The organism is Chryseobacterium foetidum, from assembly GCF_025457425.1.
In the GTDB taxonomy this organism is placed as follows: Bacteria; Bacteroidota; Bacteroidia; order Flavobacteriales; family Weeksellaceae; genus Chryseobacterium; species Chryseobacterium foetidum.
In genome coordinates, this window is sequence record NZ_JAMXIA010000001.1 from 1,430,552 (window position 1) to 1,452,240 (window position 21,689).

General features: G+C 36.6%; 21 protein-coding genes. 8 read left to right on the forward strand and 13 right to left on the reverse strand.

All coding sequences use genetic code 11. From position 1 onward, the window contains the following. The first annotated feature begins 158 nt into the window (after positions 1 to 158). Together NG809_RS06710 and NG809_RS06715 are read left to right on the forward strand one after the other, a co-directional pair. Entirely contained in the window at positions 159 to 1,910 is a 1,752-nt protein-coding gene (locus NG809_RS06710) for an ABC transporter ATP-binding protein (protein WP_262149191.1), read from the forward strand. Positions 1,911 to 2,386: 476 nt separating this feature from the next. Then, positions 2,387 to 2,599 (forward strand): hypothetical protein, encoded by a 213-nt coding sequence (locus tag NG809_RS06715; protein ID WP_262149192.1) that lies wholly within the window; start codon positions 2,387 to 2,389, stop codon positions 2,597 to 2,599. Positions 2,600 to 2,656: 57 nt separating this feature from the next. Here the strand turns inward: NG809_RS06715 and NG809_RS06720 are convergent, their stop codons facing one another. The 3 genes from NG809_RS06720 to NG809_RS06730 are packed head-to-tail and all read right to left on the reverse strand — an operon-like array spanning position 2,657 to position 3,704. Then, positions 2,657 to 3,181 (reverse strand): DUF6702 family protein, encoded by a 525-nt coding sequence (locus NG809_RS06720; RefSeq protein ID WP_262149193.1) that lies wholly within the window; start codon positions 3,179 to 3,181, stop codon positions 2,657 to 2,659. Then, positions 3,178 to 3,453, reverse strand: a complete 276-nt coding sequence (locus tag NG809_RS06725) for a hypothetical protein (protein ID WP_262149195.1) — start codon at positions 3,451 to 3,453, stop codon at positions 3,178 to 3,180. Before NG809_RS06725 ends, NG809_RS06720 begins: the two co-directional genes overlap by 4 nt. A gap of 2 nt (positions 3,454 to 3,455) precedes the next feature. Next, on the reverse strand, positions 3,456 to 3,704 hold the full coding sequence (locus NG809_RS06730) for a hypothetical protein (protein WP_262149196.1): 249 nt from the start codon (positions 3,702 to 3,704) through the stop codon (positions 3,456 to 3,458). 66 nt (positions 3,705 to 3,770) lie between these two features. On the opposite strand from NG809_RS06730, the gene NG809_RS06735 reads away from it, so the two are divergent. Together NG809_RS06735 and NG809_RS06740 are read left to right on the forward strand one after the other, a co-directional pair. Next, positions 3,771 to 4,349, forward strand: a complete 579-nt coding sequence (locus NG809_RS06735) for a HupE/UreJ family protein (RefSeq protein ID WP_262149197.1) — start codon at positions 3,771 to 3,773, stop codon at positions 4,347 to 4,349. A gap of 60 nt (positions 4,350 to 4,409) precedes the next feature. Continuing rightward, on the forward strand, positions 4,410 to 6,791 hold the full coding sequence (locus tag NG809_RS06740; protein ID WP_262149199.1) for a M1 family metallopeptidase: 2,382 nt from the start codon (positions 4,410 to 4,412) through the stop codon (positions 6,789 to 6,791). Positions 6,792 to 6,930: 139 nt separating this feature from the next. Here NG809_RS06740 and NG809_RS06745 read toward each other — a convergent pair whose 3' ends face one another. Beyond that, the gene (locus NG809_RS06745; protein ID WP_262149200.1) at positions 6,931 to 7,284 is read right to left on the reverse strand and encodes a winged helix-turn-helix transcriptional regulator; all 354 of its coding nucleotides are present in this window, start codon (positions 7,282 to 7,284) and stop codon (positions 6,931 to 6,933) included. Between the two features lie 78 nt (positions 7,285 to 7,362). On the opposite strand from NG809_RS06745, the gene NG809_RS06750 reads away from it, so the two are divergent. Next, positions 7,363 to 8,247, forward strand: a complete 885-nt coding sequence (locus tag NG809_RS06750; RefSeq protein ID WP_262149201.1) for an NmrA family NAD(P)-binding protein — start codon at positions 7,363 to 7,365, stop codon at positions 8,245 to 8,247. A gap of 178 nt (positions 8,248 to 8,425) precedes the next feature. On the opposite strand, the gene NG809_RS06755 is transcribed toward NG809_RS06750, so the two are convergent. After that, on the reverse strand, positions 8,426 to 9,700 hold the full coding sequence (locus tag NG809_RS06755) for an alkaline phosphatase family protein (protein WP_262149203.1): 1,275 nt from the start codon (positions 9,698 to 9,700) through the stop codon (positions 8,426 to 8,428). Between the two features lie 438 nt (positions 9,701 to 10,138). Here NG809_RS06755 and NG809_RS06760 point away from each other — a divergent pair, with 438 nt between their 5' ends. The 3 genes from NG809_RS06760 to NG809_RS06770 all read left to right on the forward strand — a co-directional run bounded on the left by NG809_RS06760 (position 10,139) and on the right by NG809_RS06770 (position 11,994). After that, on the forward strand, positions 10,139 to 11,167 hold the full coding sequence (locus NG809_RS06760; protein WP_262149205.1) for a hypothetical protein: 1,029 nt from the start codon (positions 10,139 to 10,141) through the stop codon (positions 11,165 to 11,167). A gap of 264 nt (positions 11,168 to 11,431) precedes the next feature. Then, positions 11,432 to 11,770, forward strand: a complete 339-nt coding sequence (locus NG809_RS06765) for a hypothetical protein (protein ID WP_262149206.1) — start codon at positions 11,432 to 11,434, stop codon at positions 11,768 to 11,770. 11 nt (positions 11,771 to 11,781) lie between these two features. Then, positions 11,782 to 11,994 (forward strand): hypothetical protein, encoded by a 213-nt coding sequence (locus NG809_RS06770; RefSeq protein ID WP_262149208.1) that lies wholly within the window; start codon positions 11,782 to 11,784, stop codon positions 11,992 to 11,994. Between the two features lie 250 nt (positions 11,995 to 12,244). Here the strand turns inward: NG809_RS06770 and NG809_RS06775 are convergent, their stop codons facing one another. From NG809_RS06775 to rpoC, 8 genes are all read right to left on the reverse strand, one after another. Further along, positions 12,245 to 12,988 (reverse strand): T9SS type A sorting domain-containing protein, encoded by a 744-nt coding sequence (locus NG809_RS06775; protein ID WP_262149209.1) that lies wholly within the window; start codon positions 12,986 to 12,988, stop codon positions 12,245 to 12,247. A gap of 5 nt (positions 12,989 to 12,993) precedes the next feature. After that, positions 12,994 to 13,509, reverse strand: coding sequence for an ankyrin repeat domain-containing protein (locus NG809_RS06780; protein WP_262149211.1), 516 nt, complete (start codon positions 13,507 to 13,509; stop codon positions 12,994 to 12,996). Positions 13,510 to 13,517: 8 nt separating this feature from the next. Beyond that, positions 13,518 to 14,063 carry a YceI family protein gene (locus NG809_RS06785; RefSeq protein ID WP_262149213.1) on the reverse strand — a complete coding sequence of 182 codons (546 nt, stop codon included), beginning with the start codon at positions 14,061 to 14,063 and terminating at the stop codon, positions 13,518 to 13,520. 12 nt (positions 14,064 to 14,075) lie between these two features. Then, positions 14,076 to 14,417 (reverse strand): hypothetical protein, encoded by a 342-nt coding sequence (locus tag NG809_RS06790; protein WP_262149215.1) that lies wholly within the window; start codon positions 14,415 to 14,417, stop codon positions 14,076 to 14,078. A gap of 1 nt (position 14,418) precedes the next feature. Next, on the reverse strand, positions 14,419 to 15,261 hold the full coding sequence (locus NG809_RS06795; RefSeq protein WP_262149217.1) for a DUF5777 family beta-barrel protein: 843 nt from the start codon (positions 15,259 to 15,261) through the stop codon (positions 14,419 to 14,421). Between the two features lie 123 nt (positions 15,262 to 15,384). Next, positions 15,385 to 16,035, reverse strand: coding sequence for a Crp/Fnr family transcriptional regulator (locus NG809_RS06800; protein ID WP_262149219.1), 651 nt, complete (start codon positions 16,033 to 16,035; stop codon positions 15,385 to 15,387). 855 nt (positions 16,036 to 16,890) lie between these two features. Next, positions 16,891 to 17,196 (reverse strand): DUF3467 domain-containing protein, encoded by a 306-nt coding sequence (locus NG809_RS06805; protein WP_056084768.1) that lies wholly within the window; start codon positions 17,194 to 17,196, stop codon positions 16,891 to 16,893. A 142-nt stretch (positions 17,197 to 17,338) separates the two neighbouring features. Next, positions 17,339 to 21,604 carry a DNA-directed RNA polymerase subunit beta' gene (gene rpoC, locus NG809_RS06810; protein ID WP_262149222.1) on the reverse strand — a complete coding sequence of 1,422 codons (4,266 nt, stop codon included), beginning with the start codon at positions 21,602 to 21,604 and terminating at the stop codon, positions 17,339 to 17,341. Between the last annotated feature and the right edge of the window lie 85 nt (positions 21,605 to 21,689).

Below are 21,689 nucleotides of genomic sequence, written 5' to 3' on the forward strand. Positions count from 1 at the left end.
CGCTTTTTTGTGGAGTTAAAGATTTGAACTGTTTTTTAATTTACAGTACAATTAGAAATATTCTATTGAATAATAATGATTGAATAAAGACTGTAAAATTTTAAAGCCGTAAATTTGCAGAGAATTTTTCAAAACAATTCTTTACGTCAATTCTATAAATGAAAAAACAAGATACCTGGGCAATTGTAAAAAGGCTTTTCTTCATCGGTATGAAGTTTCGCACCTGGTTTATTTTTACCCTGATTATTTCTATCATACTGTCTATCGTTTCTACTTACAGGCCTTATCTCACAATGCAGATTGTAGATAATGATATCACGAAACTGAAAGACAAAGCGCTGATGATGAAGCATATTTATGGCCTGGTCGGATTGGTTTTTGCGGAAACGATTTTAAATTTCTTTTTGGTTTATTTTTCCAATTATATTTCGCAGAATGTCATCAGAGACATTCGTGAAAGGCTTTATAACAAACTGATTTATTTCAGAACCGCTTTTTTTGATAAGACACCGATCGGTCAGCTCGTAACGCGTGCTGTGGGCGATGTTGAAACGATTGCTACGGTCTACACAGATGGTTTTTTAATGGTTTTCGGGGATGTTTTAAGAATTATTTTCGTCCTGTTTATGATGTTTCAGGTGGATGTGCATTTGAGCTACATTTCTCTGGCGATTTTACCTTTGATGGTCGTTATCACGCGATTTTTCCAGAAAAAACTTAAAAAAGCTTTTGGGGATGAAAGATCATGGACTTCAAATCAAAACTCATTTGTTCAGGAAAGACTTGCAGGAATGCCAATCATTCAGGTTTTCAACAGACAGCAGGCTGAATTTAAAAAGTTTGACGACATCAATATTACCTTGAAAAGTGCATTACTGAGAACGGTATTCATTTTCTCCCTGTTTTTTCCTGTAGTTGAATTGATTTCTTCACTATTCATCGGATTTGTGCTTTTTTATGGAGGTTACATTACAATTAGTGCCGGTGTAGTAATAGCATTTATACAGTTTATTTCAATGTTGATCCGTCCGTTGAGACAGATTGCGGATCGATTTAATAATATCCAAAGAGGAATTGTAGGTGCCGAGAGAGTTTTGGGAATTATGGACGAAGATTATGCGATGCCCAACGACGGTAAAGTTTCCAAAGATCATTTTGAAGGAAAAATTGAATTTAAAGATGTCCGTTTTGCCTATGACGACAAGCAGGAAGTTTTAAAGGGGATTGATTTTAAGGTAAATCCAGGAGAAACCGTAGCGATTGTAGGAGCAACAGGTGCAGGGAAATCTACGATTATCAGTTTAATTACAAGATTGTATGATATTAATTCAGGTGAAATTTTCATTGATGATGTGGAACTGAAAGATTACGAACTGTACAATCTTAGAAGTCACATAGGTGTTGTTTTGCAGGATGTTTTCCTGTTCCACGGAAGTATTTTTGAGAATCTTTCGTTTGGTGACGAAAACGTGACTTTAGAGAAAATAAAAGCCGGCGCAAAGGAAATTGAGGTTGACGACTTTATCGAAAGTCTTCCTGGAGGATATGAATATGTGGTGAGCGAAAGAGGCTCCTCTATTTCACTTGGACAAAGACAGTTGCTTTCGTTTCTGAGAGCTTATTTATCAGATCCAAAAATTTTAATTTTGGATGAAGCAACCTCATCAATCGATCATGAAAGTGAAAAACTGATTCAGAGAGCGACCGAAAAAATTACCAAAAACCGAACATCGATCATTATTGCCCATCGACTTTCCACGATTGAAAAAGCCGATAAAATCATTGTGATGGAGCACGGAAAAATTGTTGAAGAAGGTAAACATCTTGAGCTACTTGATAAAAATGGCTACTACTCTACTTTGTACAAAGCACAACTCAGACATGAATTAGAAATTGATGAAAAACTGTAATACTTGAAAAATATCTGCATCATTTTTTCATATTTTTTTATTTTTTGCATCCTTCCGCGTATTAATTAGCTTAAATAACGTCAAGATCTTAGGAAAGATCTCCGTTTTACCATAGTTTAAAGGATTTTTAATACCACAAAACTCATAAAGTTTAAATCTTTTAAAATTTTTTTTCTGCTTGATTTTGACAATGCCCAGCTCGCCTTACTTAAATGATTCATTCAGAATCATTTGTGCAAAGTCTCATCAATTCAACACTTGTTAACATTCAGTTAATATTAAATTCACTTTTGATTAATAACTATTCACTTAGGTATAGTTTTTGTAATTGAGTTAAAATTTAAATTTTAGACCCAACCCTATGGTTAATTGAAAACAAATTGCTATATTTATTAAAAATTTAGCAAATCGTTGAATTTACAAGGGGCTAAAACTAAAATTACTGACAAATTTTTAACTTAATACAAAATATAAAGATGAATAATATTCAAGACGAATTTCTAGTCTTAAAAGAAGAATTGAAAAAACTGAACATTGATGTAGAGAAAATTGTAAAAGTAGGGAACGGCAGCATGGATTTTCATGAAGTTTTCTACAAATCTCCAAGATACGAGGAGGTAAAAACCGTGTACGTACAGCGTCACAATCTTGACCATCTGATAGAGAAATTCAAGGAGGTTTATCCTTAAACATAAAAAGCGTCGCATTTCAATTGAACTGCGACGCTTTTGTTTATGTATTCACTATCAGAAATTCCCGAACAGATATCGGTTAGGATAATTTAATTTTTCACTCTTCCGGTTTCCGTTGATAATTAAATGAACGATATTAATTTGGTCATCAAAATAGTTGTACAGAAAACTGACAGCGGCTTCCACTTTTTTTGGTTTTTCAACAGGTTCAGTTTCCAGATAGACATTTACCGACTCATGATCTTCTTCATAGCCAACGTAATTTATCTTTAAAAATTTTCCGTCGGATTTCAGTTTTAAATATTCTGCACTGTAATTTTTTAAAGCTTCATCCAATTGAACTTTAAATTTGGGATCATTAAAATGAAAAGGCTTCCCATATTTTTTTCCTAAAGCATTCTCCAGATCATCCATAAAAAACCTTCCGGTAATCTCAAAGGTCTTTGATGTTTTATTGTGATTGATTTCTACAGAACCTACGTGATAAGGGTGCCTAAAAGAGGTAAGAACCAAGGCAAAAGAGCCAAGAAGCAAGTAAAATGCAACAGACAGCAGCGATTTGAAGAGTTTTTTTTTCATTGAAGAAGTTCTAAAATTTTTTGTGGGTCTTGTCGCATATCAAAAAAGAGAAGGATCGTGATTAGATTATCGTTTTCTTTGCGAAAAAACATTCTAACGTGCTTCTTACCAATCAAAGCACTTTTTGTTTTATAAACAGAATTCTGAAAACGATTGTAATTACCATTTTCAAGATTATTGATAACTCCCCTAACGTCTTTTAAAAAATCAGATACTTCTCGATTTGTCCAAACCCGTTTGAGAAATATAATATTCTCGGAAAGTGTCTGCATGGCTATTTTTGAGAATCTAACTTCCATACTTCTTCATCAAGAAATTGATCAAATTCTTTTTTAGAAATCATATCTTCTTCATTTAAAGTTTCACCATACTTTTCTATAGCTTCAAAAACATGAATCGGCAATCCTTCTATTGTTTCGTATTCATTTTCAACAGACACAGATTTCACGCCTTTTATTTTCTCTAAAAGCTGTTTTATAAATGCAAAATCTTCCTTATTTTCTAATTCTATATTGACAATCATGACGCTGAAATTTAGACAAAGTTAAAATAATTTCCGTATAATCGCTTTTTTAAAAACGAAACTGAAATGCAGGATTTTTTATTCTATCTCAATCTCGGCTGGGAACACATTATTTCATTGGATGCACTTGACCATCAATTATTTGTCTTAGCTTTAATCGCAATCTATTCGTATTCCGACTGGAAAAAAATACTGGTTCTGATAACCGCATTCACCATCGGACATTCGGTTACTTTGGCACTCAGTATTTTAGACATTGTGAGATTGCCATCAGACTGGGTGGAATTTCTGATCCCTTTAACCATTGTTTTGACGGCTTTGGGAAATATTTTAATGAAAAATAAAAAACAGTCAGGAAATAAAACCAACTATTATTTAGCCTTATTTTTTGGTCTGATTCACGGTTTGGGGTTTGCCAACACAGCCCGTGTGATGATTGCCAAAAGCCAGAGCATTGCTGTACCTCTTTTCGGCTTTAATGTTGGACTGGAGTTGGGTCAGATCGTGATTGTCGCAGGAATTTTAGTTCTTCTTTTTATACTTTTAAACCTATTTAAAGTCAACAAAAAAGACTGGATTCTCTTTGTTTCATCAGGTGTTTTTGCACTTTCCCTTAAAATGACTCTGGAAAGACTTCCTTTCTGATCGATTTTATTTAATTTACAATTACTTATCATTATATTTACAATTCTTAAACTGTTGATAATGAAATTCAAAATAACCGCATTTGTCCTATTGGTTTTTTCAGCTGCTCAAGCGCAGAATATCCTCAATAATCCGGGAAGCAACCATGGAAATAAATTTGAGCAACTGGGAGGAATTTTACCTACTCCCAATATTTACAGAGCTGCATCAGGCGCACCGGGACATGAATATTGGCAAAACAGGGCAGATTACGACATTACTGCTTATCTGGATGAAGATAAAAAAAATCTGAAAGGTTCAGAAACGGTAACATATTATAATAATTCACCTGACGATCTTGATTACATCTGGCTTCAGCTCGATGAAAACCAGCAGTCGACCGTTAAAAAGGCAGACTATCAGTCGTCTTCAACTTTACCTAAAGCAACTACCGACCAGCAACTGAAAGCTACAGAACTTCCTGCAAAGGATAACGGTTACGGAGTAAATTTAGAGAAAGTAACAGACGCATCAGGAAATCCTTTGAAATACACGGTCAACAAAACAATGATGCGGATTGATCTTCCAAAAATTTTAAAGAAAGGTGAAAAATTTGTCTTTAAAATTGACTGGAATTACAACATCCCCAACCGTATGCAGATGGGCGGACGTGGCGGTTACGAAAACTTCGCTGAAGATGGAAACGACCTTTATACCATCACACAATGGTACCCTAGAATGTGCGTGTACAGCGATTTTCAGGGATGGCAAAACCATCAGTTTACCGGACGGGGAGAATTTGCTCTGGTTTTTGGAGATTTTAAAGTAAAAATGAATGTTCCGGCTGACCATTTGGTGGGTGGAACCGGAGAATGCAAAAACTATAGCGAAGTACTTACTGCCGCACAGTATTCAAGATATCAAAAAGCTGAAAGCGCTTCCGAACCTGTTGAAATTGCCACTTTGGATGAAGCTAAAAAAGCAGAAAAAAATCATTCAAAGCAAAGAAAAACATGGGTTTTTGAAGCAAAAGATGTAAGAGATTTTGCGTGGACTTCCTCAAGAAAATTTGTCTGGGACGGAATGAGAGTTACGATTCCTGAAAACAACAACAAGGTAATGGCCATGAGCTTTTATCCTAAAGAAGCTTACGGTCTATATAGAAAATTTTCCACCAAAGCCGTTGCGCACACCATTAAAACCTATTCAGAATTCACGATTCCCTATCCTTATCCGGTAGCACAATCTATCGAAGCTTCCAATGGGATGGAATATCCGATGATCTGTTTCAATTACGGACGTACTGAAAAAGACGGAACGTATTCTGAAGCCATAAAAAATGGAATGATTGGCGTAATCATTCATGAAGTAGGACACAATTTTTTCCCGATGATCATCAATTCAGACGAAAGACAGTGGAGCTGGATGGATGAGGGTTTAAATACATTCACAGAATACCTTACAGAAGAAAAATGGGACAACAAATTCCCGTCAAGAAGAGGACCGGCATGGACGATTGTGGATTACATGAAACTTCCGAAAGATCAGCTGGAACCGATTATGAGTAATTCTGAAAACATCATTCAGTTTGGTCCGAATGCTTATGCAAAACCGGCTACAGGACTGAATATTCTTCGTGAAACCATTATGGGCAGAGAACTTTTTGATAAAGCTTTTAAAACCTATGCCAAAAGATGGGCTTTCAAACACCCTGAGCCTGCAGATTTCTTCAGAACAATGGAGGATGCATCCGGAGAAGACCTCGACTGGTTCTGGAGAGGATGGTTTTACGGAACTGATCCTGTAGACATTTCTATTGAAAAAGTAACAGTTGCAACTCCCGATTTCGACACTCCGCCGAAGGAATCATCGGAAACCAACTATAAAGTGGATGCGCCCATTCAGAATAAATATGATGATATCTCCAAAATCCGGAACCGTGAAGATAAAACCATTAATTTTGAAGTGGAAAAAGACAAAGATCTTCAGGATTTTTATTACAGATACGACCGCGGACAGGAAAAAGTGAATACCGACAAGGAATATTCATTTAAATCTGACGCCACTTCACCACTCGAAAAATCTGATAAGGAAAGACTGAAAAACATCACTGCCTACCAGATTGACTTTGCCAATAAAGGAGGTTTGGTAATGCCACTGATTTTGGAATTTACATTTGTAGACGGTTCGAAATTAAAAGATAAAGCTTCGGCTCAGATCTGGAGACAAAACGAACAGAAAGTTTCAAAAACCTATTATTTCAGTAAAAAATTAAAATCTATTCAGCTGGATCCTTTGAGAGAAACAGCAGATATTGATACAGATAATAATTTCTGGAGCGCCGACAACACTACAGCGGAAACTTCAAAATTCCAGTTGTTCAAGCAAAATCAGCAGGGACCAACAAGAGGCGCAAGCAACGGAAAGGTAAATCCGATGCAGGCTGCGGGACAGAAAAATTAAGATTGTTTCAATATATAAAATAATTCCGGCGAGCTCTCAGAGTTCGCCGGAATTGTTTCCAACAAATTTAATTTACCAGATAGATTTGCATCTTAGACTTTTAATGTTGTTCCGTTGTGATTTTTTATTTCTTTTCATATTATCCTTCCATTTCTTTAAATGCCCATTCTGCCATTGAGTGAATGACAGGAACTAAACCTTTTCCAGATTCGCTCAAATGATAAGTTACATGTGGAGGAACAACAGGTTTTGCAGTTCTTATAACTAAACCATCGCTTTCCAGCTGTTTTAAATGTTGAATAAGCATCTTTTCTGTTATTGCAGGAATTGCCCGTTTCAGTTCACTATATCTCTTCTCACTCGTTGAAAGATGATATAAAATAATAGGTTTCCAGTAGCCCCCGATTTTTTCCATCACATAAGTGACCGGACAGAGATCTAATGCATAATTTTTATTCTGCTGAATGGTAGAGCTTTCTTTAATCGCTGTCATGATACATACTTTAGGGTAAGTACTTGTATAAAAGTATGTACAAATATACCTTTGTCTCAGGAAATAAAAAAATATTTTATGAAAATTGTAATCACAGGTTCATTAGGAAATGTAGCAAAGCCACTTGCTCAGCATTTAATTGCAGAAGGAAACACCGTTACTATAATCAGTAGTAATGAAAACAGGAAAAACGAAATAGAAACTTTAGGAGCAAAAGCAGCCATTGGATCTATTACAGATTTAGATTTTTTAATTGAAACTTTTGACAAAGCAGATGCAGCATTTTTGATGACACCCCCAAATATGGGCGGAATTAATATTGTTGAAAACACAATTAATGCAGGAAAAAATTATGCAGAAGCCATTAAAAAAACTGGAATAAAGAGTGTTGTAATGTTAAGCAGTATCGGGGTAGAGTCTCCTGTTGAAAACGGACCCATTAAAGGCTTGCATTTCATTGAGCAATTCTACAGTAAGCTGGAAAATACTTCTGTTACCTTTTTGCGAGCTGGGTATTTTTATTTAAACTTTTTTAATGATATTCCTTTAATTAAAAATGCTGGAATTATTGGAGCAAATTTCTCTGAAGATGCTACAGTTCCATTAGTTCATCCTATCGATATTGCTAAAGCGGCAGCCGAAGAACTGCTTAAAAATTCAGAAGGTAAAAATGTAAGATACATTGTAAGTGATGTGCGTAAAGCGTCTGATTTGGCAAAAATCTTTGGAAATGCTATTGGAAAACCTGAGCTTCCATGGGTTACATTTAAAGATGAAGATTCTTTAAATGGTATGCTTCAGGCTGGAGTTCCACAAGAAATGGCAGAATTATATACAGAAATGGGAAGAGGAATCAGAAATGGTGTTGTGCAAAAAGATTTTATTGAACATGGCTCTCCCGTAAATGGAAATGTGACATTGGAAGAATTTGCAAAAGAGTTTGCAGAAAAATTTAATTCTTAAGGAAATTTTAAATTTAATTTAAACTTAAAATTTTAATAAAGCTTTTGGAATTTTAAAATACAATCGGCGAGTGATGCTCTCGCCGATTTTTTTATTTTAATATTACAATTTAAATAACATTGTAATTGATAGGATTGCATCCTATCCTTTGTTATGTCGTCCCGTTGGGACTTTTATCTCATTTCTTTAAAATCGGCTTTAATACTTTTAATTCTCCATCGATTTTTTCTTCGATTTTTAAACCTAAAATTTCAGCAACCAAAGGGTAGACATTTACATTTTCGAATTCATCTATTTTTAGAGCGTTTTTAAATGCAGAACCCCACGCAAAGAATGTTGCTTTCATTTCAGGAACCTGTTTTGGGTCGTAGCCGTGTTTTCCGAGCGAAGTTTTCTGGTTTTTCTCTAAAAAAACTTTCGGAGCTTTCGGTATGAGAAGAATCTGACCGATTCTGTCATACCGATCATCTCTTGTCGCAAAATGCATATATTTTGGAAGTTTTTTATCTAAATACACTTCGTAGTCATCGGTTTTACTGGACTTTAATTCTTTATAAACTTTTTTTACCTCATCAGAATTTTTCACATAAACCCTTAACAGTGTTTGAGAATTATAAAAGTCAAATCTATTCTTATCCAAAAGCATAGACGGAATTTCCAAAGGGTTTCCACCATCCACCTGAATCATTCCATGGTCTGAAACAAAGATAAAATTGACATTTTTTAAACCTAAATCTTTCACTTTCTGAACTAAATCACCAATCGCTGCGTCTACCAACTTAACTGCAACTTCCGTCTCTCCCGCTTCAGGACCAAAATGATGCCCTGCCCCATCCACTTCAGGGAAATACATTGAGATAAAATGCGGCCTTTTATCTTCAGGCAGTTTCAGCCAATTGATGACTTTGCTTACTTTCTCAGAAGGTGTAAATTTTTCGTGATAAGGATAATAATATGTCGGTCTTTTTCCGCCGGCATTACTTGCAGAACCTACCCACTGTATAGAGGCGCTGATAATTCCCTGTTTTTCCGCCAGTGCCCACAAAGGTGTTCCACCGTACCAGCTTCCGTCTTCCACGATGTCTTTTTTGTTCATAGCGTAGTTTTTCTTCAGCTTATAATCATAGAAAAAATTATCTACCAAGCCATGATGTGAAGGATACATTCCGGTAATAAGACTCCAGTGATTTGGGAACGTAATACTTGGATAACTCGGGATCATCGCTTTTGCCTGAACGCCCTCATTTGAAAATTTCAAAAGATTCTGAGCATTGTATTTTTTAGCATAATCATATCTGAAACCGTCTGCGGAAATCATAATCACGTAAGGTTTTGATTTCCCTTCTTCGCTGTTAATTCTGTTAGGAATAACAACCTGCGCCGTATCAATTTTATTCTGCGAAAATGAAATAGTAAATATCAACAGAGATAAAATTGTAAAATATATTCTCATAGGAACAAAAAATTTCTGCAAAAATAACTGTTTCATTTGAAGTGTGCATGAAGAGCGTATCAAGTTTTCTGCAAATACATTTGAGGTATTTTAAATCAATGGTCTGTAAAAATTTCAATTTAAAATGTAGCAGAATGAACTTTCATTCACACATTTTGATATTAAAAAACTGACGATTCGCCAATTGCTGTGATCTGTGATTTTGTTGAATATGGCTTTGATGGATTAAAATTTCTAAAAGCTAAAAATCTCTTTAAGCACTACTTCATCTTATGTTTTGTTAAAAATTAAAATAAACCACTTAGAATACGGCATCACGTAAAGAACTTTCAAAACTAATTCTTAGTTTAGCGAAAAAACTGGAAATACTTTTTTACCTGGACGTGGTTTGTCTGGGTTGAGGAGTAGATTTGTAAAGTAATTTAAACAACAATCTTTATGACAGACTTTAAAAATAAGTATTATTACGTTGACGATAGTCCCAAATTGGATAAACTGGAGCAAACGATGTATGGCAACATCTCCTTATTTGATGAGAAATCTTTTCTTGATGAAATCATAAACAAAAATACTAATTCAGTTACACAAAACATCATTGAGGAAGCATACAAAATACCTGCATTTATAGATTTTTTAGACAAATTAAAAGTCAACAACCCGAAATTGGTTGCTGATATTTCTGAAAATACTCAAAAATTAATAAATGAAGGAAAGCTCACTTTAAAGATCACCAGTAATGGAAATTACTCCGCGATATTAAGAGATGGTAATAAATTTGCTGAACAAATCACTTTGAAAAAGGAGTACTTTTCTCCCTCAATTGCGGTTTCTCTCAATAATATATCAATGCAAAATCAATTGGGCGAAATAATTAAAAATCTTGAGGATATAAAGCAACAAGTAGATCGAGTTTTAGAAGGTCAACAAGACGATAGAATAGCGTTATGCGAAAGTGCAATCCAACAAATGTTATATTCTACACAGATTGATGATCTCAATTTTAAGCAATTATGTATTTCCAATGCATTGAAAACAGCATCAGATGGAAAAATGCAAATATTATTATCAGTAATAAAAAATATTCAATACATAAAAAGTGCTCAAGTAGGATTTATGGGAGAAAGCCAAAAAGATATAGATCTACGAATGGTAGACCTGTCAAAAAACTTGTCTGTTTATATTAAAGCTTCTTGCATTGAATCAATGTTATTTCTAAGTATTTCAGAGCAGAAATCTGCACTACTTCCCCTTAAAAATTGTTTGTATAGTTTAGAAAAATATCTTGATGAGGAGATATGTTTAAAACTAAACAGCAACATTGGAAATGACATTATCAAAAATCATAATTTTAAACAAAATTATTGGGTTGATATGTTTCCAAAAAATGTTGAAAAAATCGCAGAAAAGTTAGAATATCTAAATACTAAAAGATTAGAATTTAACAAAAAAATAATTGATAATGAATAATAGTTGTAAAAAGTGCGGAAAAAAAATCGCAAATAATTCGCAAAAATGCGACGCGTGCAATCGGGAGTTTTGGAATAGAGCGCAAAAAATTATAGGAACTGCTGGAGGTTTAGTAATTGTTGCAGCTCCAATTTTACTTAAAGCAATTTTCAAAAAAAAATAAAAGTTTTTTCTTAATTGAAATAAAGCTCAATAATAGTTTGTATTCTAAACCTAACGGGTTTAAAAACTCGTTAAGTTTTGCTTTTTAACAAATTCTGAATCATGTCCCACCTCGCCTTCTCCCCCTGGATTGGAATTGACTATACCCAATCATCTTACGGTAAACTTCTAATCATCGGAGATTCCCATTACTTTAATAATGGACTTCCTAGCAATTTGCTGGATTTTACAAAGGCACAGATTGCTGAATTTGATGATATTGCGAGCAGTTTTCACAAAACTATCCTTAAGATTTTTGTCATGACAAACACAAAGACTTTTGGGAGAATGTTGCTTTTGCTAATGCAGTTCAGAGTGCTTTTACATTTTCAGACCAAATTCCAACTAAAGCTGAAAAAGATAAAGCTGAACTGGCTTTTAGAGAATATTTGGATATTTTAAAACCTAAAAAAGTGATTGTTTTTTCGAGCCGCTTGTGGGAGCATTTTTTTAATAAAGCTGGCTGGGGAAATCACGTAGGCAGAATTAATAGCAGATGGAATGTTAGAAATCTAGATTATTTGGGAGGAAACTGTAAAGCTATAGGTCTGCATCATCCTTCGACAAGAGGTTTCAATATTCCGGAATTTCAAAATGTTGTTTCTGAATTTCTCAGAAATTATTAATCAGAAATTCAATTTATAAAGGTGTCGCTCCTACGGTGCTTGCCACTCTGATTTTATCATAATCTACATAGGTTTTGCTCTTACAGAGCAAATGATCGAAATGGGTTGTATGTTTTGGAGCGTTTTATTTAAAGCCTATACACAATAGAAACATTCTGCAATCAGCGAATGGGATTTGTTTGCTAACGCCAATAATATACGTTGATTCGTAGTTATAAACCCAAAAAAGCCACTTTTCAGTGGCTTTTCTCTATTGTTTAATCAATTTCTCGTAAGTCAGGCTTCCGTCTTTTAACGTAATTTCAAAATAGTAGCTGCCGGATTTCAGGTCAGAAACATCTAAGGTTTCACCTTCTAAAGTAACTGTTTTTACTTTTCGGCCTGTAGATTCGAAAATTTCGATAGATTTGATCTGATCTGCATTTTTAAAATTTACGGTTTCCTTCGCAGGATTTGGGTAGAGAGTGACTTTTTTACTTTCAGCTAACAAATCTTTTGTGCTTAAGGTAGCTCCCATCGTTAAAGATGCGTAGCCACGGCTTCCGCCATGATAAGCGATTCCTGTTCCGCCACCCGTTCTTGCGTAGAAAATATTGATTGTTCCCGCAGCATTGGGGATGGCAAAATCGCCCGCTCCGCCTGTCAGTGATCTTGTTGCTACAACGGTTCTTGTGCTTCCAGAAACTGTATTTGAAGTTTGAGTCCAGTCTTGCACCGGGTCTGCCGACGGAGTATTAAATCCTCCAAAAGTAAAGTCGCGATTCGTCGATGAGTTGTAAATGAAACCATCTGATCCGCTTGCCATACCAGAAGATCCAAAGCCAATTCCCATCATAGAATTGCTGTCGCCAATTAGAGTGATCGTGGCTGTAGTTGCATTTGTATCTAATTTGACTGTCATAGCCGCTGCAGTTAAATTAACTGTCCCTGACGAAAACTGAGCCTGTGCAAAACCTGCAAAAGCCAAACTTGAAATGAGTAGAAGTTTTTTCATATATTTTAATTTTTCAGTAGTTTAATAATTTCTTTATTGTCTGCTTTTAAAGCATATTCAAAAGGAGTCATTCCCATTGAATCTTTCTTTGTTCTGTCGGCTTTATATTGAAGTAGAAGCCCGACCAATTCTTTGTTTCCGGATTTTACTGCCCAAAATAAAGGTGTCGTTCCTGTGCTGTCTGCGATATTTGGGTTTGCATTTTTCTTCAGTAAATGCTCGACCAAATTTTTGTTGTAACGTACTGAAAGTCCAGCCAATGCCGTACCATCTTGACTTTTGTAATCGAGATCTTTTACGTTGTCTATTAAAAAATCTGCGACCTCAGTGTTTCCGCGGTAGCACGCTAAGATTAAGGGTGAAAATCCGTTTTCATTGGTTTGATTGATGATATCCGGATTTGTTTTCATTAAATCTTTCAATTCTGCAACGGTTCCACTTCTGGCAATATCAAATACTGATTTTGCTTTTTCCTGAGCTGTGATCAATGATAAACTCAGAAAAAAAACTGCGAAGATCATTAATTTTCTCATTGCTTAACAAGGGTATATTTATATTCCACGTTCACATTTTCAGCAACTTTTTTCATCACCATTTTCGGGATGGTTACTTTGAAATCTGCTGATTTTGCAACAAAATTTCCTTTCAGATAAATCTTTCCGTCTTTTGCTGAAATGGTCGCAGAGGAAGAAACATTTCTGTCAACACCGTGAAAGTTTAATACGCCCTGAACAGTAACTTTCTGAGGGTTTGCAGTCAGTTTTGTTTTATCAAAACCTACCACTTTTCCTTTGAATGTTGCCTTTGGATATTTTGCAGTTTCAGCATAGCTTTCATTAAAATGTTCTTCCATCAGTTTCACTTTAAATTTAAAGTTTTTCACTACTGAAACCGACGCCATTTCTCCGTTATCGGCGTTGAGAACCACGACATTACTGTCATCCTGCGCAAAAACATCTTCAAACATCGGAACGGATGCTTCAATGGTTACTTTTCCCGTCTTTGTAATGTATTTTTGGGCTAAAGCAAGATTGCTCAGCAGTAAAGAAGTCAATATTAAAAGTAGATTTTTCATTTTAAATAATTTTTAGTTTTCAATAAGACCGTCAGCTTTCCATTTGATGAAAAGATTGATCTGAGTGGTTGACAAAGATCCACCCTGAGGCATTTTTAAAGGATCTCCGCTCGGTCTTTGAATCCGGTTAATAATAATATCGATGTTTGCTTTTACCAGATTGTAATTATTCAGAGGTTTAAAACCTGACGCAGAATGACAACTGGTACAATTGCTTTCCATAATAGGCTTTAAATCTGATTCATATTTTACCACACTGGTAATCGGCGTGTTGTCTGAAATTTCTTCATAAGTTCTGCTTTCACAGGATGTAATGAAAAGAATCAGCGCTGCTGTGTACAATATTTTTTTCATTTTAAAATACTCTGTAAAGGTTAAACCCAAAGAAAATCTGTCCTTTTTCCCACTTTCCGGTAGCATTTGTCAGGTAACCGATATCCGAATTCAGTTGTGAATTGCTGAACAAAAGCTGAAAAACGTGACCTCCGGTTTCAATATCCATTCCTAAAGACAATGGATTTTTGTAGAAACTGTTTTTATCAAAATTCACAAAATATTCTGCGTTGATGGAGATTCTTTTGGAAATTTTGTAGCGTCCGCCCAATCCTGTCAGGAATTGATTGTCGTTTTCAATCGTTGGTTCGTAGAGATTTTTGTGAACGTAAGACGGCGATAACTGCAGCGAAAAGTTTTCATTAAATCTTCTGGAAATCAAAGCCTGCGTGAGATAAGAAAGTCTGTCGCCGAACTTCAGATGCGGATAGGTGTCTTTATCCAGATCGGTGTTGAGCGCCATCACATTGTAACCGACAAGATCTACCGGCATGTTTTCGCTTTGTTTTAGAAGCCTGTACTTTGCTCCGAACTCAAAGGTTTTCATGTTGGTTTCTCTGGATAGGCTTAAAGAAATTCCGTCGGTCAAACCATAAATCGCTCCAAGTTTGGTGGAAGCGTCGTCTAATCCGAAAAAGTTTTTGAAACCATCGCTCACATCTCCAAAACGGTGTGCGACTACAAAATACCACTCATTTTTTGCAGTGAGCTTGGTAGATTGTCCGGTAACGATTTGAAGAGCTTTAAAAGCGGGTGGCGAGGTTGTCCTGTTGGTTGAAATGGTGTCGATATCTTTGAGCAGATCTTCCTGCGAAAAAGCAAGAACTGAAGAAAACATCGACAAAAATAAGAGAGTTTTTGTCATATAAATTTAGTTAGAAATTCGTACGACAAACTTAGAGACTTCTCTTTCTAAAAGTTGGTGATAAAAGTCACCGATGATATTGTTTTTATCAATCGCATTTATAAAAGTATTAAAACAAATTTATTAGACTACGCTAACATTTTCAGATTCAGGAATTCTGATACCTTCTCTGCTCTGGGAAATCTCGCCTTCATTTTCAATTTTTTTCATTACCCTGCTCACCACTTCTCTGGATGTACCGAGGTTGATGGCAATTTCACGATGGGTCAGTTTGATGGGATGATTTCCTGTGATGGCAATCTGCTGTTTGATGTAACTGAGAATTCTCTTGTCAAGTTTATGAAACACGGCTTCGTTGACCATATTCATAACGTCTGTAAAGCGTTTGTCATATTCCTGAAAAAAGAGTTTGCTGATGGCAGGAAAACGGAGTAGCCAATCATGCATCACAGAAACGGGAATGAGCAAAACTTCTGAATCTTCTTCTGCTACAGCATAAATCCGGCTGATGTAATCTGAAAAAATAGAGGAAAACGTCATCATACAGCTGTCGTTTTCTCTTACGTAATAATAGATAAGTTCGCGGCCGTCATTCAGTGTGAAAACTCTGACGGAACCTTTGATAAGAAAAGGTACGAATTTATTTTTCTGACCTTCCCTTACGATTTCAGTTTTGGCTTTTACGGTAGAGCTGACAGCATGTTTACTGATTTCTTTTAAAAATTCTGAGCCTAAAAACCCAAATTTCTCAACAATAAACTGATTATCTAACATATTTTTCAAATAATTACGAAATCAAAGGTATAAAATTGAAAATTATGGATGTTAATTATTTTTAATGTGGTGTAATTTTGAGTTATTCTAAATAGTTGATAGTGGGAAGATGGGAGAAGGGAGATGGGTGATGGAAGATGGAAGATGGAAGATGGAAGATTGTTGAACCCTTCGGGTTCTTTTGTAGTGCGTATTATTTTATTACCATAGGTTTCACCTACGGCTATTAAAATTTAACCCTGCGGTTTTTTTGTGATGTGAATAATTTTGCGTCCACAGGTTCACGTACAGCTATTCGAATTTAATCCTGCGGTTTTTTTGTGATGTGAATAATTTTGCGTCCACAGGTTCACGTAAAGCTATTCGAATTTGACTCTGCGGGCTTTTTGTGATGTATATAATTTTGCGTCCACAGATTCGCGTAAAGTTATTCAAATTAATCCTGCGGGTTTTTTGTGATGTGAATAATTTTGCGTCCACAGGTTCACGTAAAGCTATTCGAATTAATCCTGCGGGTTTTTTGTGATGTGAATGATTCTACGAACACAGGTTCACGTACAGCTATTCGAATTTGACTCTGCGGGCTTTTTGTGATGTATATAATTTTGCGTCCACAGATTCGCGTAAAGTTATTCAAATTAATCCTACGGTTTTTTATGAGATGTTGAGAAAAGCGGAATTTTGCGCCCCGACCTGAACGGAGCTCTTTTTGTAAGCGAGGGGAAATGCGGTGGCACAAAAAAGCGGGAGTGGAGGGCGGATAAAGGCGCCCAAATAAAAAATACTAAAGTTGTAAGCATAAAAAAATACCCCAACTTTCGCCGGGGTATTCTTTTATATCTGATAAGAAGAATCTTATGCCTGTACGTTGTTTCCTCCCAATACGAAAGGCTCAACTTCCTTGATTTCTCCGAACTGCTGCTCGTAGTTGGTGATGTTTTGCTGAAGTGCAGCTAAAACTCTCTTCGCGTGAAGAGGAGCCAGGATTACTCTTGATCTTACGTTTGCCTGCTGTACACCTGGCATCATTTGGATGAAGTCTACTACAAACTCAGATGGAGAGTGGTTTACTAAAGCAAGGTTACAGTAAACTCCTGAAGCTACCATTTCGTTTAACTGGATGTTGATGTTTCCGTCCTGTGGATTTTGATTGTTGTCCATTTTTTTATTTAAAATTTAAGGTTTAATGTTCAAGGCTCAAAAATATAAAAAAGTTTCAACCTTGAATATTATATTTCAATTTATTTTTGAGATGCGTGATCCGGGATACGAAACACGCATCCCGAAACACGAAACTCATTTATTAGTTAAGATCTTCGAATTCTTTTCTTGAACCTACGATCACGTTCTGATACTCTTTAAGACCCGTACCTGCAGGAATTCTGTGTCCTACAATTACATTTTCTTTAAGACCATTCAGGCTGTCTACTTTACCTGCAACCGCGGCTTCGTTAAGAACCTTGGTTGTTTCCTGGAACGATGCTGCAGACATGAACGATTTGGTTTGAAGAGCTGCTCTTGTAATCCCCTGCAATACAGGCGTTGCTGTAGCCGGAAGAGCTTCTCTTACTTCTACCAAAGCCTGATCTTCACGCTTCAGTTTAGAGTTTTCGTCTCTCAGTTCTCTTGCAGTAATCATCTGTCCTGGCTGGAAAGTTTTTGAATCACCAGCTTCGGTTACTACCTTAAGACCAAATACTCTGTTGTTCTCCTCAAGGAAGTCGTATTTGTGCTCAAGTGCACCTTCAAGGAACTGAGTGTCACCTCCGTCAACGATAGATACTTTTGTCATCATCTGTCTTACGATGATTTCGAAGTGCTTGTCGTCGATTTTTACCCCCTGAAGACGGTAAACTTCCTGAATTTCGTTTACTAAATATTCCTGAACCGCAGTTGGTCCCTTGATTTTCAGGATGTCGTCCGGAGTAACTGAACCGTCAGAAAGTGGCGAACCAGCTCTCACGAAGTCATTCTCCTGTACCAAAATCTGGTTGGATAATTTAACCAAATAAATTTTTCTTTCACCAGTTTTAGCTTCAACGATCAATTCTCGGTTACCTCTTTTGATTTTTCCGTAAGAAACAACACCGTCAATTTCTGTAACTACAGCCGGGTTAGATGGGTTTCTCGCTTCGAATAATTCGGTAACTCTCGGAAGACCCCCGGTAATATCCCCGGTCTTAGCAGCTTTTCTCGGGATTTTGATTAAGACTTTACCAGCCTTAATTTTTTCACCGTCGTTTACCATTAAGTGGGCTCCTACAGGTAAGTTGTAGCCTTTCTGCTCAACACCTTTGGAATCTACTACCTTCAATGTAGGTACAGCTTTCTTATTTCTTGATTCAGAGATTACTTTCTCTTCGAATCCTGTCTGTTCATCAATCTCCAACTGGAATGAGATACCCTGGATAATATCCTCATACTCTACCTTACCAGCGTTTTCTGCAATGATTACCGCGTTGTAAGGATCCCATTTTGCAATGATATCGCCTTTCTTCACTTTATCACCGGATTTAACGAGTAACTGAGAACCGTAAGGTACGTTGGCAATCATTAACGGTGTTCTGGTTTCGTTATCAGCCACCAATCTGAATTCAGTTGTACGGGATACCACTACTTCTGCAGTGTTTCCGTTTTCGTCTTCGGAAGTAATTGTTCTTACCTCATCCAACTCAACGATACCGTCTCTTCTTGCAGAGATTGAAGGGTTTTCTGATACGTTTGTAGATACACCACCCTGGTGGAAGGTTCTCAACGTAAGCTGAGTTCCAGGTTCCCCGATGGATTGTGCAGCAATTACCCCTACAGCTTCACCCATGTGGATGGTTTTCCCTGTAGCAAGGTTTCTACCGTAACATTTAGCACAGATACCTTTTTTAGCTTCACAAGTTAATGGAGAGCGTACTTCAACAGCTTCCAGACCAATCTCCTCGATTTGCTTGGCTAATGCTTCGTTGATTACTTCGTCTGCATTCACGATGATTTCGTCTGTTTCAGGATCATATACATTGTGTAATGATACTCTACCTAAAATTCTTTCAGAGATTTTTTCAACGATCTCGTCATTTTTCTTGAGTGCAGTAACTTCTGTACCTCTTAATGTTCCGCAATCTGTTTCTGTAACGATAACATCCTGTGCAACGTCTACCAGTCTTCTCGTTAAGTAACCTGCATCGGCAGTCTTAAGAGCGGTATCCGCAAGACCTTTACGGGCACCGTGGGTAGAGATAAAGTACTCAAGGATGGAAAGACCTTCCTTAAAGTTTGCAAGAATCGGGTTTTCGATAATTTCCGCACCGGTAGAACCAGCTTTCTGCGGTTTTGCCATCAAACCTCTCATCCCTGATAACTGACGGATCTGTTCCTTAGAACCCCTCGCACCAGAATCAAGCATCATGTATACAGAGTTGAATCCTCCCTGGTCGGTTTTCATTCTGCTCATGATCATTTCAGTTAATCCGGCGTTGGTGTTTGTCCAAACGTCAATTACCTGGTTATATCTTTCTGTATCTGTAATAAGACCCATGTTGTAATTGGCTCTGATTTCGTCTACAGTTTCAATAGATGTTGCGATCATTTTCTTTTTCTCAACAGGAACTACGATGTCACCCAATGAGAAAGAAAGACCTCCTTTGAATGCGTTTGAATAACCTAAGTCTTTCATTGCATCAAGGAATTTTACGGTAGTAGGGAAATCTGTATCGGCAAGTACTTTACCAATTACATTTCTTAATGATTTCTTCGTTAAAAGTTCATTAATATATCCTGATTCTTTAGGAACGATCTGGTTGAATAAGATTCTACCAACAGAAGTTTCGGTTAGTTTCACAGTGATTTCACCGTTTTCCTTGATAGGAAGTCTACATCTTACTTTAGCGTTCAATGAAACTCTGCCTTCAGCATAAGCGATTTCCGCTTCTTCCGGAGAGTAGAATGCAAGACCTTCACCCAAAACTTTCATATCTTCAGTAGAGCTTAATTCTTTGGTCATGAAATAAAGACCAAGAACCATGTCCTGAGAAGGTACCGTGATTGGAGAACCGTTTGCAGGGTTCAGGATATTTTGAGAACCTAACATCAACAACTGAGCTTCCAAAATCGCCTCAGGGCCTAACGGTAAGTGTACCGCCATCTGGTCACCATCGAAATCGGCGTTGAATGCTGTCGTCACCAACGGGTGAAGCTGAATCGCTTTACCTTCGATCATTTTAGGCTGGAATGCCTGAATACCCAATCTGTGAAGCGTAGGTGCTCTGTTTAATAAAACAGGGTGACCTTTCATCACGTTTTCAAGGATATCATATACTACAGGTTCTTTTCTGTCGATGATTCTCTTTGCAGATTTTACAGTTTTTACAATTCCTCTCTCAATCAGTTTTCTGATGATGAACGGTTTGTAAAGTTCAGCTGCCATATCTTTAGGAATACCACATTCGTGAAGCTGCAAGTTTGGACCTACAACAATTACCGAACGTGCAGAGTAATCTACCCTTTTCCCTAATAAGTTCTGACGGAAACGACCTTGCTTACCTTTCAATGAATCTGAAAGTGATTTCAATGGTCTGTTTGATTCAGATTTTACAGCAGAAGATTTTCTTGTGTTATCGAATAATGAATCTACAGATTCCTGAAGCATACGCTTCTCGTTTCTCAAGATTACTTCAGGAGCTTTGATCTCCAATAATCTCTTCAAACGGTTGTTTCTGATGATCACTCTTCTGTAAAGGTCATTTAAGTCAGAAGTTGCGAAACGTCCTCCATCCAATGGAACCAATGGTCTCAATTCTGGTGGTATTACAGGAAGCACACGCATAATCATCCACTCCGGTCTGTTGATCATTCTTGTATTGGCACCTCTCAACGCTTCTACAACGTTCAATCTTTTCAGAGCTTCAGTTCTTCTTTGTTTTGAACCTTCGTTGTGAGCTTTGTGTCTCAAGTCGAAAGACAATGCATCAAGATCGATTCTTTTTAATAATTCCTCAACAGCTTCAGCACCCATTTTGGCGATGAATTTGTTTGGATCTGAATCGTCAAGATACTGGTTTTCTACAGGAAGAGTTTCCATGATATCAAGGTATTCTTCTTCTGTAAGGAATTCTTTATTATCAAAATCAGAACCATCTAATTTCTTAGCGATACCCTGCTGAATAACAACATATCTCTCGTAATAGATGATCATATCCAATTTCTTGGAAGGAATACCCAAAAGGTAACCGATTTTGTTTGGTAAAGAACGGAAATACCAAATGTGCGCGATAGGAACAACCAAACCGATGTGCCCGATTCTTTCTCTACGTACTTTTTTCTCCGTAACCTCTACACCACAACGGTCACAAACGATCCCTTTGTAACGAATTCTCTTGTATTTACCACAAGCACATTCGTAATCTTTGATAGGACCGAAGATTTTTTCACAGAACAAACCGTCTCTTTCAGGCTTGTGCGTTCTGTAGTTAATGGTTTCCGGCTTTAAAACCTCCCCTCTGGAATCCTGTAAAATGGATTCCGGAGAAGCTAAACCGATGGTTATTTTATTAAATCTACTTGATTTATTTTTATTTGACATTTTTTTTGAATTTGAGATTTGAGATTTGAGATTTGAGATTAATGAATCTCTACAATTTATTTTGAATCTTATTTGAAACCTGCGG